The sequence below is a fragment of the Burkholderia sp. Ap-955 genome, assembly GCF_011753045.1.
GTDB lineage: Bacteria > Pseudomonadota > Gammaproteobacteria > Burkholderiales > Burkholderiaceae > Burkholderia > Burkholderia lata_D.
Map to the genome: position 1 here is coordinate 64,086 of NZ_VWWH01000006.1, position 14,245 is coordinate 78,330.

The 14,245-nt window shown below is 64.9% G+C and carries 17 protein-coding genes and 2 pseudogenes; 6 read left to right on the forward strand and 13 right to left on the reverse strand.

From position 1 onward, the window contains the following. Positions 1-5: 5 nt before the first annotated feature. The 6 genes from F3J15_RS05590 to mltG all read right to left on the reverse strand — a co-directional run bounded on the left by F3J15_RS05590 (position 6) and on the right by mltG (position 4,844). A complete protein-coding gene (locus F3J15_RS05590; protein WP_059506076.1) occupies positions 6-362 on the reverse strand; it encodes a Rap1a/Tai family immunity protein in 357 nt (118 codons plus the stop codon). A gap of 119 nt (positions 363-481) precedes the next feature. After that, positions 482-1,192, reverse strand: coding sequence for an ankyrin repeat domain-containing protein (locus F3J15_RS05595; protein ID WP_011352329.1), 711 nt, complete (start codon positions 1,190-1,192; stop codon positions 482-484). 43 nt (positions 1,193-1,235) lie between these two features. Further along, positions 1,236-2,015 (reverse strand): TatD family hydrolase, encoded by a 780-nt coding sequence (locus tag F3J15_RS05600; protein WP_089431182.1) that lies wholly within the window; start codon positions 2,013-2,015, stop codon positions 1,236-1,238. 141 nt (positions 2,016-2,156) lie between these two features. Next, complete coding sequence (locus F3J15_RS05605; RefSeq protein ID WP_166888603.1) at positions 2,157-3,185, reverse strand: DNA polymerase III subunit delta'; 1,029 nt, start codon at positions 3,183-3,185, stop codon at positions 2,157-2,159. Between the two features lie 19 nt (positions 3,186-3,204). Continuing rightward, positions 3,205-3,825: a dTMP kinase gene (tmk, locus tag F3J15_RS05610; RefSeq protein ID WP_069248156.1), complete on the reverse strand. Its 621-nt coding sequence runs from the start codon at positions 3,823-3,825 to the stop codon at positions 3,205-3,207. Then, the gene (gene mltG / locus F3J15_RS05615) at positions 3,825-4,844 is read right to left on the reverse strand and encodes an endolytic transglycosylase MltG (RefSeq protein ID WP_166888606.1); all 1,020 of its coding nucleotides are present in this window, start codon (positions 4,842-4,844) and stop codon (positions 3,825-3,827) included. Before mltG ends, tmk begins: the two co-directional genes overlap by 1 nt. 77 nt (positions 4,845-4,921) lie before the next feature. On the opposite strand from mltG, the gene F3J15_RS05620 reads away from it, so the two are divergent. Together F3J15_RS05620 and F3J15_RS05625 are read left to right on the forward strand one after the other, a co-directional pair. Next, complete coding sequence (locus F3J15_RS05620; RefSeq protein WP_166888609.1) at positions 4,922-5,956, forward strand: folate-binding protein YgfZ; 1,035 nt, start codon at positions 4,922-4,924, stop codon at positions 5,954-5,956. A 76-nt stretch (positions 5,957-6,032) separates the two neighbouring features. Further along, positions 6,033-6,878: an NRDE family protein gene (locus F3J15_RS05625; protein ID WP_166888611.1), complete on the forward strand. Its 846-nt coding sequence runs from the start codon at positions 6,033-6,035 to the stop codon at positions 6,876-6,878. A gap of 20 nt (positions 6,879-6,898) precedes the next feature. On the opposite strand, the gene F3J15_RS05630 is transcribed toward F3J15_RS05625, so the two are convergent. From F3J15_RS05630 to F3J15_RS05645, 4 genes are all read right to left on the reverse strand, one after another. Next, positions 6,899-7,339, reverse strand: a complete 441-nt coding sequence (locus F3J15_RS05630; RefSeq protein ID WP_069248160.1) for a GNAT family N-acetyltransferase — start codon at positions 7,337-7,339, stop codon at positions 6,899-6,901. Positions 7,340-7,393: 54 nt separating this feature from the next. After that, positions 7,394-8,353, reverse strand: coding sequence for an alpha/beta hydrolase (locus F3J15_RS05635; RefSeq protein ID WP_089484105.1), 960 nt, complete (start codon positions 8,351-8,353; stop codon positions 7,394-7,396). A 174-nt stretch (positions 8,354-8,527) separates the two neighbouring features. Beyond that, positions 8,528-9,007: a PaaI family thioesterase gene (locus tag F3J15_RS05640; protein WP_046545900.1), complete on the reverse strand. Its 480-nt coding sequence runs from the start codon at positions 9,005-9,007 to the stop codon at positions 8,528-8,530. Continuing rightward, positions 9,004-9,318 carry a Dabb family protein gene (locus F3J15_RS05645; RefSeq protein WP_027787175.1) on the reverse strand — a complete coding sequence of 105 codons (315 nt, stop codon included), beginning with the start codon at positions 9,316-9,318 and terminating at the stop codon, positions 9,004-9,006. The genes F3J15_RS05640 and F3J15_RS05645 overlap by 4 nt, the downstream gene beginning before the upstream one ends. A gap of 199 nt (positions 9,319-9,517) precedes the next feature. Between F3J15_RS05645 and F3J15_RS05650 the strand changes: the two genes are divergently transcribed. Further along, positions 9,518-9,826 carry an Arm DNA-binding domain-containing protein gene (locus F3J15_RS05650; protein ID WP_345891961.1) on the forward strand — a complete coding sequence of 103 codons (309 nt, stop codon included), beginning with the start codon at positions 9,518-9,520 and terminating at the stop codon, positions 9,824-9,826. A 95-nt stretch (positions 9,827-9,921) separates the two neighbouring features. Here the strand turns inward: F3J15_RS05650 and F3J15_RS05655 are convergent, their stop codons facing one another. Beyond that, positions 9,922-10,314 (reverse strand): phage terminase large subunit family protein, encoded by a 393-nt coding sequence (locus F3J15_RS05655; RefSeq protein WP_240158849.1) that lies wholly within the window; start codon positions 10,312-10,314, stop codon positions 9,922-9,924. Then, positions 10,277-10,753, reverse strand: coding sequence for a MarR family transcriptional regulator (locus F3J15_RS05660; protein WP_166888614.1), 477 nt, complete (start codon positions 10,751-10,753; stop codon positions 10,277-10,279). The genes F3J15_RS05655 and F3J15_RS05660 overlap by 38 nt, the downstream gene beginning before the upstream one ends. A gap of 835 nt (positions 10,754-11,588) precedes the next feature. Between F3J15_RS05660 and F3J15_RS05665 the strand changes: the two genes are divergently transcribed. Next, positions 11,589-12,056 carry an avidin/streptavidin family protein gene (locus F3J15_RS05665; protein ID WP_083265891.1) on the forward strand — a complete coding sequence of 156 codons (468 nt, stop codon included), beginning with the start codon at positions 11,589-11,591 and terminating at the stop codon, positions 12,054-12,056. A 342-nt stretch (positions 12,057-12,398) separates the two neighbouring features. Here the strand turns inward: F3J15_RS05665 and F3J15_RS05670 are convergent. Further along, positions 12,399-12,833 (reverse strand): annotated as a pseudogene (locus F3J15_RS05670) (hypothetical protein); the annotation flags it as partial. Positions 12,834-12,837: 4 nt separating this feature from the next. On the opposite strand from F3J15_RS05670, the pseudogene F3J15_RS05675 reads away from it, so the two are divergent. Both F3J15_RS05675 and F3J15_RS05680 read left to right on the forward strand, forming a co-directional pair. Then, positions 12,838-13,143: pseudogene (locus tag F3J15_RS05675) on the forward strand (pyridoxal phosphate biosynthetic protein PdxJ); the annotation flags it as partial. Between the two features lie 174 nt (positions 13,144-13,317). Beyond that, complete coding sequence (locus tag F3J15_RS05680) at positions 13,318-14,241, forward strand: recombination-associated protein RdgC (protein ID WP_069248198.1); 924 nt, start codon at positions 13,318-13,320, stop codon at positions 14,239-14,241. The last annotated feature ends 4 nt before the right edge of the window (positions 14,242-14,245 follow it).

The window sequence follows — 14,245 nt, forward strand, 5'->3', positions numbered from 1 at the left end:
TCAGGTCAGCTGCCGCTCCTGCAGGGAAACGCCTTGCCGAGACCGAGCGACACCGCGGTGCTTGCGTTGTAGTCGGCCAGCTTCGGATTTTCCGCGATGTACTTGCGCACCGCGTCGGTCATCTGCTGCGCCCGGATGTCGGGCGGCAGGCAGAAATACTGGCCGACCCGCGGCCCCGTCGTGCCGCCGATCGCATCGATGGTGTTGTAGACGCCGTCGGCGGCGCCTTCGATGTAGGCCGCGCACGACGCCCGCGACTTGACGTCCGTCTTCGCGCACAGCCGGTCGAGATCAGCGCCCGTGAAAGCCGCCGCCGACAACGGCACGGCAAACGCCGCGGCACAAAACATTGCGCGCAACATGGTGTTCCTTATGTCAATGCGGCCCGAGGCCGCCTGCTGCCTTGGCCGGCGCGGCGCCGGAACGCCCTGCTCCGGCCGGAATCCGGCCGGGCGGGCACCGTCTGCCGCACCGAAAACCGTCATTTTGCACTCTTTTGCGCATCTGCCGGCGTCGATGCCCCGATGCGGGTCGTCCGCTTGCTCAGGATCTCGATCGCGTCCGGTGCGTTGTAGTGCTTCGCGAATTCGAGCGCGGTGATGCCGAGCTGGTTCTTCACCTGCGGATCGGCGCCCTGGTCGAGCAGCAGCGTGACCGTCGACGGATGGTTGCCGCGTGCGGCCATCATCAGCGGCGTCGTGCCGTTCGGCGATGCGGTATCGATGTACGCGTCGTGGTCGAGCAGCAGCTTCACCACTGCGTCCTGGCCGTTGGTGGCCGCGTAGTGCAGCGGCGCCCAGCCCTTCTTGCTGACTTCCGCGCCCTTGTCGATCAGCAGCTTGGCCAGGCCGACATCGCCGTTCAGCGACGCGAGCATCAGCGCCGTTTCGCCGGCCTTGTCTTCCTTCTCGAGGTCGACGTTCGGCGTCGTGGCGAGCGCCGCCGCGACCTTGTCGGACTTCTCGCGCGCGGCGATCACGATCAGCGGGTCGCCGTTCGGCGCGATCGTGTTCGGGTCGAGCTTGCCGCTCTTGAGCTGCTTGCCGATGTCGGCGATGTCGTCGAACTTGACGGCCTTTACGATCGCGTCGAGCGATTCGGCATGCGCGCCGGCTGCCGCGAACAGGCCGCTCGCGACGAGTGCGGCGGCAACGAGTGCGCGTTTCGGCAGATGGTTGGTCGGCTTCGTCATTGTTGTGGGCTCCTTCCCTGGGTTGTCGGCTGCGCGCACGTCGTTAGCGCGCGATCTTGAACAGCCGGAAAAAGTTCTGTGTCGTCGCATCGGCGAGCGCCTCGACGGCGATCCCGCGCTCGGATGCGATAAAGCGTCCGACATGGCTGACGTACGCAGGTTCATTCGGCTTGCCGCGATACGGCACCGGCGCGAGGTACGGCGAGTCGGTCTCGATCAGCAGCCGGTCGAGCGGCACGCGCCGCGCGACGTCCTGCACGTCGGTCGCGTTCTTGAACGTGACGATGCCCGACAGCGAGATATGGAAATTCTGCGCGAGCGCCTGCTCGGCCACCGGCCACGGCTCGGTGAAGCAGTGCATCACGCCGCCCGGCACGTCCGCACGCTCTTCGGCCATGATCCGCAGCGTGTCTTCCGACGACGAGCGCGTGTGGATGATCAGCGGCTTCATCGTCGCAGTCGCCGCGCGGATATGCGTGCGAAAGCGTTCGCGCTGCCATTCCATGTCGTCGATCGAGCGGCCTTCGAGACGGTAGTAGTCGAGGCCGGTTTCGCCGATCGCGACGACCTTCGGGTGCGCGGCCAGCTCGACGAGCTCCGCGAGCGTCGGCTCATGCACGTCCTCGTGATCGGGATGCACGCCGACCGACGCATAGACGTTGTCGTGCGCGTCCGCGATCGCCAGGACCTCCGGCAGCGTCTCGAAATCGACCGACACGCACAGCGCGTGCGTGACGTCGTGCTCGCGCATGTTCTCGAGAACGGCCGGCAGGCGGTCGGCCAGGCCCTTGAAATTGATATGGCAGTGAGAGTCGACGAACATCGTGTTTCCTGAATACGTATGGCGGGCGCTCATGCGCTCGCCGGCATGCGGCAACGGGCGGCGTTCGCGGGCCGGACGGCCACGGTCGCGTCGCGGCGTGGGCCCGTCATCGTTTCACAACCCGCGAGAAACAATGCCAGATCATGCGAACATTTCCCGATATCCGAGAAACAATTCCTCGAATACGAGCCGCGCGTTGAGCGGATGGTTCTCGACCGTCCGCTGCCGCGTCACGGCCTTCATGAAGCGGGCGAACGCGTTCGCATCGACCGCTTCCGCGCAGCGCGCGAGCGCCGCCGCGTGCATCGGGAAGTAGCGCGGTGCGCCCGCCATCCGCTGGGCGAGCAGGTCGTACAGCCAGCGCTGCAGCCAGCCGAGCACCAGCGGCACCGGCAGTTTCTGCAGCGTCTCGCCGCACGCGAACGGGTCGCAGGCCGCACCGGCCGCGAGCTGTCCGAGCGTGTAGTCGCGCAGCGGGCGGTTCTCGTCGCTCGCGAGCGCCAGCGCGGCGAGCGGCGCACCGCCGGCCTCGGCGAGCAGCGCCGGCGCATGATCGACGCCCTGCGCGGCGAGCCACGCCGCGGCCGAGTCGGGCGCCGGTACCGCCATCGGCCACTGCCGGCAGCGGCTGATGATGGTCGGCAGCAGGCGGTCGATGCGCGCCGACACGAGCAGGAACACGACGCCGGACGGCGGTTCCTCCAGCGTTTTCAGCAGCGCGTTCGACGCGGCAACGTTGAGCGCTTCGGCCGGATACAGCACGACGACGCGCGCGCCGCCGCGGTGCGAACCGACCCCGCAGAAGTCGAGCAGCGCGCGCACCTGCTCGATCTTGATTTCCTTGCTCGGCGCCCGCGTCTTCTTGCCGCCTTCGTCCGCGTCGGCCGCCTTCGCGTCGTCCGCGGCGCCCGGCGCCTCACCCGCCAGCGCCTCGGGCAGCACGATCCGGTAATCCGGATGGTTGCCCTGAGAAAACCAGGTGCAGGCCGCGCAGGTGCCGCACGGCTCGCCGTCCGGCTGTGGCGATTCGCACAGGAAGCCCTGCGCGAGATGCTGCGCGAACTGCAGCTTGCCGATCCCGGCCTGGCCATGCAGCAGCAGCGCGTGCGGCCATTGCGCACGCAGTTGCTGCAGGCGGTTCCAGTCGTCGGTCTGCCACGGATAGATCATGGGGTGCGTTCCTTGCGAATTACAGCGCGGCGAGCACGCGTTCGAGCTGCTGGCGGATCTCGGGAATCGTCTGCGTCGCATCGACGATCGCGAAGCGGTGCGGCGCCTCTTCCGCGCGCCGCAGGTACTCGCCACGCGTGCGCGAGAAGAACGCGTCGGACTCGCTTTCGAACTTGTCGGGCATGCGTGCGGCGCCGCGGCGCTCGCTCGCCACCTGCGGCGCGACGTCGAACAGCACCGTCAGGTCGGGCTGGAAACCGCCCTGCACCCAGCGCTCGAGCGTCTCGAGCTTGTCGCGCGGCAGCCCGCGGCCGCCGCCCTGGTACGCGAACGTCGCATCGGTGAAGCGATCGGACACGACCCAGTCGCCGCGCGCGAGCGCCGGCTCGATCACGAGCGCGAGATGCTCGCGGCGCGCGGCGAACATCAGCAGCGCTTCCGTCTCGAGATCCATCGGCTGGTTCAGCAGGATCTCGCGCAGTTTCTCGCCGAGCTGCGTGCCGCCCGGCTCGCGGGTGACGACGACTTGCCGGCCGGCCGCGGCCAGCTTGCCCTGGAGGCGTTCGCAGAACCATTGCAGGTGGGTGGTCTTCCCCGCCCCGTCGATGCCTTCGAACGTGATGAATTTACCGCTCGCCATTATTGACCTCGTATGTACTTGTCCACGGCCTTGTTGTGATCGCCGAGCGTGTCCGAGAACACGCTCGTACCATCGCCTTTCGCGACGAAATAGAGCGCGCTCGTCGGTGCCGGGTTGATCGCCGCCTGCAGCGCGGCCACGCCCGGCAACGCGATCGGCGTGGGCGGCAGCCCGCGTCGGGTGTAGGTATTGTAAGGAGTGTCGGCCTGCAGGTCGCGCTTGCGCAGGCGGCCGTCGTACGCGTCGCCGAGCCCGTAGATTACCGACGGATCGGTCTGCAGCGGCATGCCGATGCGCAGCCGGTTCGCGAACACGGCCGCGACGAACGCGCGGTCGGCCGCATGGCCCGTTTCCTTTTCGACGATCGACGCGATCGTCAGCGCTTCGTAAGGCGTCTTGTACGGCAGGCCCGGCACGCGCGCGGCCCAGGCCTCGTCGAGACGCGTCTGCATCAGATGGTACGCGCGCCGGTAGATGTTCAGGTCGCTCGTGCCCTTGTCGAACAGATAGGTGTCCGGGAAGAACAGCCCCTCGCCGCTGCCGCGCTGCACCGCGCTGTCCGACGCGCCGATCGCGCGCAGCAGCTCGGCGTCGCTCATGCTGGCCGTCGAGTGCGCCAGATCGGGGTTCGAGTCGAGTTCCGCGCGCATCCGCTTGAAGGTCCAGCCTTCGATGACCGTCGCGACATACTCGTTCACGTCGCCGCGCGCGATCTTCTGCAGTATCTCGTAAGGCGTGATGCCGGTCTTGAATTCGTAGTTGCCGGACTTGAGCCGGCTCGACAGCCCGAGCACGCGCGTCATCGCGACGAAGCCGAGCGGCGCGACCGGCACGCCGCCGCGCTTCAACTGCAGCGCGACGCTCTTCACGCTGCTGCGCGGCTTGATCGTGACGTCGAGCGATGGCGAACCCAGCAGCAGTGGCCGGGTTGCCCAGTAATACCCGCCGCCCGCGCCGGCAGCGGCCACAACGACGGCCAGCGCCACGATCGTCGCGGCGCATTTCTTCAGTAGGGACATGGAAACGTGACTCAGGTAAGACCCATATAATACTTGCTCGCCTCCGTCAAAGTCAGGGTTGACTGTTCCCTCATTCCATGAGCACACCGTTCGCTTCACCGGCAGTCCAGGCCGCACCCGCCTCGCTCCCCGTTTTCCCCCGCCCGTCCGCCGCCGATTTCGATGCGCCGGGCGCCTGCATGCCGTTGCCGCAGTTCGGCGTGATCGACGTGGCCGGCGACGATGCCGCGACGTTCCTGCACAGCCAGCTCACCAACGACATCGAACATCTCGACGCCGCGAGCGCGCGGCTGTCCGGCTATTGCTCGCCGAAGGGGCGCCTCCTCGGCTCGTTCCTCACGTGGCGCGCCGGCCACGGCGTGCGCCTGCTGGTATCGAAGGACGTGCAGGCGGCCGTGCAGAAGCGGCTGTCGATGTTCGTGCTGCGTGCCAAAGCGAAGCTGACGGATGCGAGCGACACGCTCGCGGTGGTCGGTTTCGCGGGCGACGTGCGCGATGCGCTGTCGGGCATCTTCGATGCGCTGCCGGACGGCGTGCACGTGAAGGTCGACGGCCCCGCCGGCACGCTGATCCGCGTGCCCGATGCAGCCGGCCGCAAGCGTTATCTGTGGATCGGCCCGCGCGCCGAAGTCGACGCGCGCATCGCCGCGCTCGGCGGGTCGCTGCCGGTCGTGTCGCCGGCCGTCTGGGACTGGCTCGACATCCGCGCGGGCGAACCGCGCATCACGCAGCCTGCCGTCGAACAGTTCGTGCCGCAGATGGTCAACTTCGACGTGATCGGCGCCGTTAACTTTCGCAAGGGGTGCTACCCGGGCCAGGAAATCGTCGCGCGCAGCCAGTACCGCGGCACGATCAAGCGCCGCACGGCGCTCGCGCACGTCGCCGGCGAGACCGATACCGTGCGTGCCGGCGTCGAGCTGTTCCACAGCGACGATCCCGGCCAGCCCTGCGGGATGATCGTCAACGCGGCGGCCGCGCCCGCGGGCGGTGTCGACGCGCTCGTCGAGATCAAGCTCGCCGCGCTCGACAACGGCACGGTGCACCTCGGTGCAGCCGACGGCCCGGTGCTCGCGTTCGATACGCTGCCGTACGCGTGGCCGACGGAAGCGTGATGCACTGACAACCCGTTCGCGCGCCGGCTCGCGAGTCGCAGCCGGCGCCCGATGTTTCCTGCGAGAGATTCGCCCGATGTGTCTGATTGCCTTCGACTGGCAGCCTGATGTCGCCGCCGGTCCCGTCTTTACCCTCACCGCCAACCGCGACGAGTTCTTTCGTCGGACGAGCGCGCCGCTCTCGTGGTGGGAAGATGTACCGGGCGTGCTGGCCGGCCGCGATCTCGAAGCGGGCGGCACGTGGCTCGGCGTATCGCGCGACGGCCGTTTCGCCGCGCTGACGAACTACCGCGCCCCGTTCGACATCCGCGCGGGTGCACCGAGCCGCGGCAAGCTCGTGTCCGACTTCCTCGGCGGCCCGTCCATCGCGCCGCTCGACTACCTCGGGCAGCTCGCGGAGCATGCGGCCGTCTACAACGGCTTCAACCTGCTCGTCGGCGACTGGCGACGGCGTGAGCTTGCGTGGTTCTGCAATCGCGCGCCCGAAGGCGAAAGCGCTGTCGCCGCGCCCGTCGCGATCGCGCCCGGCGTCCATGCGCTGTCGAATGCGCGGCTCGATACGCCCTGGCCGAAAGTGGTGCGCAAGCGCGCGGAGCTCGGCACGCTGCTCACCGACAATCCGACCCCGTCGCTCGACGAACTGATCGAGTTGATGCGCGACCCGCATGTCGCGGACGACGACGCACTGCCGCACACCGGCATTCCGATCGAGCGCGAGCGTGCGCTGTCGGCGGCGTTCATCGAGACACCCGAATACGGTACGCGCGGCACGACCGCGCTGCGCGTCACGATGAAGGAAGGCGTGCGGCTGACGGTCGAGATCAAGGAACGCTGCGACGACGACGGCTCGCACCGCACCGTTCGCCCGGGCATGTTCGAGCGCGCGTTCATGTTCGACCTCGACGCGACGCCGCCGCGCTGAGCACGCGAGCAGGCGCCGCGCTACGGCGCGCGCGCCATCTCGACGTGCGGCACGCCGGCTTCGACGAACGGTTCACCGACCGCCGCGAAGCCGTGCCGCAGGTAGAACGACACGGCCGAATCCTGCGCGTAGAGCCGTACGACGATTTCGCCGCGACGCCGCGCGGCCTCCAGCAGCGCATTCAGCACGGCTGACCCGACGCCCTGCCCGCGCGCGTCGGCCAGCACCGCGACGCGGCCGATCGTGCCGGACGGCAGCAGCCGCCCCGTCGCGACCGCGCGGCGTGCGCCGGTCGCCGCATCGACCCGGTACGCCACCGCATGGAGCGACAGCGGATCGTCGTCATCGAGCTCCCATTCCGGCGGAATCTGCTGCTCGCGCACGAACACCGCGTCGCGGATCCGCGCGGCGTCGCCGCCCAGGACCGTCCAGTCGCCCGTTTCCACCACGCCGTTCGTCATCGCAGCCCCCTCCATGCGGCGCATACGCCGCTCAACAACCGCCGTCAAACGTTGTCAAACGTCGTCGAATGCGCCCTTCAACGCCGCGACCGCGTCGGCATGCGCAGCCCGCACCTCGGGCACGTAGCCGCCCATCTTGAAGAATTCGTGGATCATCCCCGGATAGCAGACCAGCGTGACCGCATTGCCCGCCGCGCGCAACTTCTCCGCATACGCGGCCCCTTCGTCGCTCAGCGGATCGTATTCGGCCGTCGCGATCCACGCCGGCGCGACGCCCGCGAACGACGGCGCATCGCGCGTGCCGTCGAGCGGTGCGAAACGCCAGTCGTCGCGGTCCGCCCGATCGCGCACGTATTGCGTGAAGAACCACTGGATCGTGTCCTGCGTCAACAGGTAGCCGTTCGCGAGCCGTGCGTGCGATTCGGTGTCCTGGAAGCCCGTCACGCCCGGGTAGATCAGCATCTGCAGCGCAAGACGAATGCCTGCGTCGCGTGCAAGCACCGCGCAGACGGTCGCGAGCGTGCCGCCCGCGCTGTCGCCGCCGACGGCCAATCGCTCGGCATCGATGCCGAACGTGGCCGCTTCGCGATGCAGCCATTGCAACGCATCGTCGGCGTCGTTCACCGCGGTCGGAAACCGGTGTTCGGGCGCGAGCCGGTAGCCGACCGACAGCACCGCACATTGCGCATCGTGCGCGAACATCCGGCACAGCGCGTCGTGCGTATCGACGCTGCCGACCGTGAACCCGCCACCGTGGTAGTAGACGAGCGCGGGCAGCGGCTCCGCGAGGCTCGGCGCGACCGGCAGGTACAACCTCGCACCGATCGTGCGTCCGTCGCGCGTCGGCACGACACATTCCTCGACCGAATGCATCGGCGCCGGTGCGACGTCGAGGATCGGCGCGCTCTTCTCATACGCGGCGCGCGCCTGCTGCGGCGTCTGGTGGTGATAGGACGGACGTTTCGCACGCTCGATCATGTCGAGCACCTGGGCGATCTTCGGATTCAGCGGCATCGGTGAGGACGGCGCCAGCGGGGCACCGTGAACGGACAAGCGTGCATGATGCCATGCGCGCGTCAGGCGAGCGTGATGCGCCGTGTGTTGCAACATTCCGCGGAGAACCGATGCACGCCACAAAACAAAACGGCCCTGCCGGTGAAGAGGCAGGGCCGCCGTGCGTCCGGGCGCTTACGCGTCGCTCGGGCCGGGCTGGGCGTCCGGCGCGGTGCGCGAGCGTTGCCGCTTGATGTCGCGGCCCACCGCGAGCCGCCGCATGTACTTGAACGTGCCGAGCGCCTTCGCGACGAAATTGCCGTCGCTGTCGCGCACTTCGCCTTCGCAGTAGGCCATCGTCGTCGAGCGATGCATCACGCGTCCGTAAGCGCGCAGTTCACCGCGCCCCGGCTGCATGAAGTTCACCTTCATCTCGACGGTGACGACGCCGATACCGTCGTCGGTCAGGCTGCGCGCCGCCATCGCGAGCGCGATGTCCGCGAGCGTCATCGTCACGCCGCCGTGCGCGATGCTCCACGTGTTCATGTGCCGCTCTTCGAGTGGCAGCACGATCTCGCTTGCGCCGTCCTTCGCGGACACGAGCTGCACGCCGAGCATGTCGACGAACGGGCTTTCGATCGACGGGCCGTCCGTCGGGGTTGCCGCGTCGCTCATCGTGCGCTGTCGACGATGTAATCGACGCACTCGCGCGATTCGGCCACCGCGACGACGAATTTCTTCACTTCCTGGTGAACCGGGTGCACCTGGTATGCATCGAGTGCGGCCTTGTCCGCGAAATCGGACACGAGCACGATGTCGGCGGTCGCGTCGAGGCCCGGCGTCGCCACGCCGACGTCGATCTGCAGCGTGCCGGGCACGAGGTCGCGGCAGCCTTCGAGCTTTTCCTTCAGCTTCAACGCGTTCTGTGCGCGCGTCGCGCCTTCGGCCGATTCTTTCAACTTCCACATGACGATATGTCGGATCACTTCGTTTGCTCCTGTTCGTGATGGTTCGGCAACTTGCCGTAACCCCATACCAGCCGGGCGTTTCACGCCCCTCCACCGTTCGCTTATGTTCGCCGGAAATCGTGTCCAGCCGAGAAAAAAGGGGGTATAAAAGGGGATATCATTTCGACCATCCGGAGACGATACCCCCTTCTTCACCGCGCCGCGTACCGACATCAGGATCCGACAAGAGAAGGCAGGCAACAAGCCTACCAAACTTACCGATGGCAAGGGACTGTATCTGTTGGTGAAGCCGTCCGGCTCCAAGCTCTGGCGATACAAGTACAGAATTGCCGGGAAGGAGAATCTCTTCGCGATCGGCGAATACCCCAACATCAGCCTTCAGGACGCGCGCGCGGCACGCGACGATGCCCGTGAACTCGTCAAGAAGGGACTGCACCCTTCCCATGCGCGACAGGAAGTCCTGTCGGCGCGTAACAACGAAGGCAAAGCAACTTTTCGAGCAGTCAGCGACGAGTGGCTGAAGTAGAAGCGGAAGACGTGGACCGAGCGGCACTTTGGCGAGATTCCGCGCATGCTCGAAGCCGACGCGTACCCGTACATCGGGAACCGTCCCACGCTCTGTTACCGCTCACGACGTGCTTGCATTGATGGGCGTCGGGTCGAAGAGCGTGGCTCCCCTTCCGTAGCGATCAAACTGCGCCAGTACGTGTCCAACGTGTTCCAGTATGCGGTGATCAGGCGAGGCGTCACCTCGACCATCGGCTCGAACTTCTCCAGGTTGAACTTCTTCGCCGTCTTCTCTTTAGGGAACGTAACGATTATCGGGCACGGGTCGACGTCGATCCGCTTGCCGATGTAGTTCAGCAGCACGCCATCCGTCCACGCGACCTGCGCTGACTTCATGCACACGACCTTCTGCACAGTCGGATCGTCCAGCGCTTCGTGTATGCCGAACACCCACGGCGTGATGTTCGGGTTATACCGGCCGGGGCTGGCCGATCCCTTTGCGCTCAACCTTCGATGTTTGCGCGCCTAATCCGTCGTCCCAATCCGCTCCGGCGGACGCAGCATCTTCGCGATCCGGCGAATCACTGCGTGGACTGTCTGGGTCGTATTCAGAAAGCTGCTCAAGGCATCCATATATACGCTCGTTCAACCATTCGACGTCCACCCCGACGCCGTATAGCGTGTGCAGCTCCTGCACCAGCTTGTCGGATAGCGACAGCAGCTTGATCTCGCGATCGACGATCTCGGTCTTCGCCCGTTCGGCGACGAGATCAATGCCGGTACCGCTGGAACGGCCGGCCGCGACCTCACGCAAGTGCCGGATGTACGCGATGCGGATCTCGTCGATCGACGCAACGCGATAGTCGAGCTGGACCTTGTCGACGAACCTCGAAACGGCCGACTGATCAAGGTCGAGATGGTCGGAGATCTGCTGCTGAGTCGGCATGAATATGACCCCCTATGGAAACTCGCCAGTAGAGAAAAAACGCGGGTGCGAGCCCCCGCGTATGGCGATGCTCGTAGGGTCCCCGCCTGCTCAAAAAGTGGGCAGACCTGCCTCGGTCGCGACATCGGCGCTCGCATCGTCACCCGCGCGGTCCATCGCCCACACGACACGGTCCATCGCGTCGTCAAACACGAAGCACCGCGCTGTAACGCACCCCATGCTTCGATCTTCATCCCGCGCCGACCAAACGTCACGCGGTTCGAGGCTCGTCGACTCGACTCGCATTTCTACATCTCCAAAGCAAAAAACCCGTAAGGCCTTCGCCTAACGGGTTTCACCTTCTATTGGCACATCTCCAATATGGGGAGGTGCACCGCATCTACGTGACATCAATCATGATGCACATAATTGAAAATAATCGACAACAATTTCATTTAATTCACCGATCCCATGACGCCCACAAAATTCAGCCCCACATCACCACAAAGTCAGCATTTATTGACCCCGCAAATTCACCAAAATCCAATTCGCATTCTTGCAAATCACCCCCGATCAACCTATTCTGAATTTTCAATAAGCACCCAGAGAAAACCGCCTATTGAATAATAAAGCAACCAAGACCATTCTCGCCCGGTCAACTTTTCCCGCCATTGTTAATGGAAACGATCGCGCGAATAAATCACCCACTCGACCAAATCTCTTAAAAGGATGATTGCTGCCACCAGGAATCATCAGTCGAGCTCGCGCAATTGCGTGTCGGATTGGGGGTAAGGTTCACCACAGCGTGGTTGGGCCCATATGCGGGATCCGCACAATCACACGAAAGGAAGCCAAAATGAAGAAGACTCTCGCATCTCTCGCTATCTTGGCGACGCTCACATCACCCTCATGGGCCGAAACAGCTCCCACCACCCCAACTTGCCAGAGCCCAATCGGCTCATGGCGTAATGAGCTGGGTTCAACGATGAAAATCGGCTCCGTTTCCGGAGCGGGCGCCATTCAAGGCACTTATATTTCTCCCTCCGGAACAACAGGACAAACCTTTTCGCTTTCTGGTTGGTACTATGCCGCACCGCCTTCAAATAACGGGCTTGATCAAGTTACGCTGCTTACTTTTTCCGTAAACTGGAACAATAGCTCGGCCAGCTACAACAGCATTACAACGTGGTCGGGACTTTGCCGAGTGACGAACGGCACGCCGACTATCACCGCGCTCTACTACTACGCAAACGCTTTCGCCCAGTTTTCGTGGAAGCACACCAATGTGGGCCAAGATGTTTTCACACCGATCGGCTCACAGTAAGGAGGCCGCACTCCATATTCCCGAACCCACCTCACGTGTCAGTGTCAGGACTTGAAACGAAAGCGCCCCGCTGCCGAAGAATCGGCGCGGGGCGCTGGTTGAGCTGCACACAAAAAAGCCCTGGGAGCTTTCGCACTCAGGGCTTCGATATTCATTTCGTAAGGGCGAACGCCCTCCCAACGGACCCGACAGACAGTTATCGTTGTTGGTCGCGGCGCTCCCGCGATTCAGTACGCCTGTCGGGCAATTGATGCGACACGAGTGTGCGGTCGCTCACGTATCCAGTGACGCGGTAAAGGGTGTGCGAAGTTTTCGCGATCCGCTCTTGAAATGGAATACGTTTCATCCTCGCAATTGACGACGCAATGTGTCGTACACCGATCCGTCTACCGTATCCAACAGCGCGAGCTTGTCGTGAAAGCGCCACGACCAGTTCCGCCGATACTCATCGAGCGATACGGCGAGCGCGTGCGCCCGGCTAGCGTCGTCGACCTGACGCTTACCCGAACCGGAGCAGTCGGGGCAGATGTGCCGGCCCTTCGCATCCGAAACCGGCGACGCGGTGATCCGCCCCATCCCGCCGCAGTCGCCGCATGGTTCGTATTCCCGAAAGACCAGCGGCCCGTTGCGCCCTTCGACGAACGGGATGCGCTCCTCCGATACACACACCTTCCCGCTGCCGCCGCATACATCACACGCATGCGTTGACGTCGTGACGGGACGCACACGGCGCACGACGCCCCGCCCCTCGCACTCGACACACGGGTCGTTCACCCATGCGCTCGTACGCGCCGGGGCGATCGCCGGCACCCTCGCGATCGACGAAGTTCGCGCGCACGGCGGCGACAAGGCACTTGAGCGGATCGTGTCGGACCTCGCGAAAGCAAAGGAAGCCGGCAACAGCAAGGTCACGAAGAAACACCTGACCGGTAGCACTTCGACCTCTAAGCCGGCCGCGCCCACAGCGCCGAAGATCAACGATGCGTGTGCAAAGCAACTTTTGCAGGCGTTGCAGGCCGTCCGGCATGATCCCGTTTTCGGCAAGCTTTCGCCCGGAACGATTCGAGCCGTCCATACGGCACTCTCACCGCTCAAAGCACCTTTTCGAGCAGAGCGTGGCTCCGTTCCGTGGCGAATTGGGTGAGCGATGCCCACCTACTCGACACGACATCCGTCAACAATTGGCCCGTCACATCGCGCGACCGAATCCGCACCCGAAGCATCACCGTCATATAGAATGGTGCGCTTTGCCCGTACTCCTATGTGGTTCAAGAACCTTCAGCTTCATCGTCTTCCGGCACCTTGGGCCGTTACCCCCGATCAGATGGAAAAATGGCTGGCGCCCCACGCGTTCCAGCCAGGCACCAGCGTCGAGATGCAGAGCCATGGATGGGCGTCGCCGCGTGACGACGGCGCACTTGTCTATTCGATCAACCGGCAGATGTTGCTGACGTTTCGTGCCGAAAAGAAGCTGCTTCCGGCGTCGGTCGTCACTCAGGTGACCAAGGCCCGCGCGCTTGAAATCGAGGAGCAGCAGGGCTTCAAGGTCGGGCGGAAACAGATGCGCGAACTCAAGGAGCAGGTGACCGACGAACTGCTCCCGCGCGCGTTCACCATTCAGCGCGATACCCGCGTGTGGATCGATACGGCGAACGGCTGGCTCGTCATCGATGCGGCTTCACAGGCGCTTGCCGACGACGTTCGCGGCCTGCTCGTCAAATCGATCGATCAGTTGCCGCTCGCCGGTGTTCAGGTGGTGCGTTCACCGGTCGCCGCGATGACGGATTGGCTGTTGTCCGGCGAGGCGCCGGGCGGATTCACCGTGGACCAGGACGCCGAGTTGCGCTCGAGCGGCGAAGGCGGCGCCACGGTGCGATATGTCGGCCACGCACTGGAAGCGAACGACATGCGCCGGCACATCGAGGCCGGCAAGCAATGCATGCGCCTTGCGATGACGTGGGACAACCGGATCTCCTTCGTGCTGACGCCGTCGCTGACGATCAAGCGCGTGACGCCGCTCGACGTGATCAAGGAAGCGGCAGATCCGACCGCGCAGAACGACGATGAACGCTTCGACTCGGATGTCACGCTGATGACCGGTGAATTGGAGCGGATGTTGACCAGCCTCATCGATATCCTGGGTGGCGAGCAGCGCGACTCGGTTCATCAGGCGGCAGCAGCCTGAACGC

Coding starts and splice junctions, on each gene's coding strand:
- F3J15_RS05620 (WP_166888609.1), top strand. CDS start 4,922: ATGAGCACACCGTTCGCTTCACCGGCAGTCCAGGCCGCACCCGCCTCG.
- F3J15_RS05625 (WP_166888611.1), top strand. CDS start 6,033: ATGTGTCTGATTGCCTTCGACTGGCAGCCTGATGTCGCCGCCGGTCCC.
- F3J15_RS05590 (WP_059506076.1), bottom strand. CDS start 362: ATGTTGCGCGCAATGTTTTGTGCCGCGGCGTTTGCCGTGCCGTTGTCG.
- F3J15_RS05665 (WP_083265891.1), top strand. CDS start 11,589: ATGAAGAAGACTCTCGCATCTCTCGCTATCTTGGCGACGCTCACATCA.
- mltG (WP_166888606.1), bottom strand. CDS start 4,844: ATGTCCCTACTGAAGAAATGCGCCGCGACGATCGTGGCGCTGGCCGTC.
- F3J15_RS05660 (WP_166888614.1), bottom strand. CDS start 10,753: ATGCCGACTCAGCAGCAGATCTCCGACCATCTCGACCTTGATCAGTCG.
- F3J15_RS05640 (WP_046545900.1), bottom strand. CDS start 9,007: ATGAGCGACGCGGCAACCCCGACGGACGGCCCGTCGATCGAAAGCCCG.
- F3J15_RS05635 (WP_089484105.1), bottom strand. CDS start 8,353: ATGCCGCTGAATCCGAAGATCGCCCAGGTGCTCGACATGATCGAGCGT.
- F3J15_RS05680 (WP_069248198.1), top strand. CDS start 13,318: ATGTGGTTCAAGAACCTTCAGCTTCATCGTCTTCCGGCACCTTGGGCC.
- F3J15_RS05605 (WP_166888603.1), bottom strand. CDS start 3,185: ATGATCTATCCGTGGCAGACCGACGACTGGAACCGCCTGCAGCAACTG.
- F3J15_RS05630 (WP_069248160.1), bottom strand. CDS start 7,339: ATGACGAACGGCGTGGTGGAAACGGGCGACTGGACGGTCCTGGGCGGC.
- tmk (WP_069248156.1), bottom strand. CDS start 3,825: ATGGCGAGCGGTAAATTCATCACGTTCGAAGGCATCGACGGGGCGGGG.
- F3J15_RS05600 (WP_089431182.1), bottom strand. CDS start 2,015: ATGTTCGTCGACTCTCACTGCCATATCAATTTCAAGGGCCTGGCCGAC.
- F3J15_RS05595 (WP_011352329.1), bottom strand. CDS start 1,192: ATGACGAAGCCGACCAACCATCTGCCGAAACGCGCACTCGTTGCCGCC.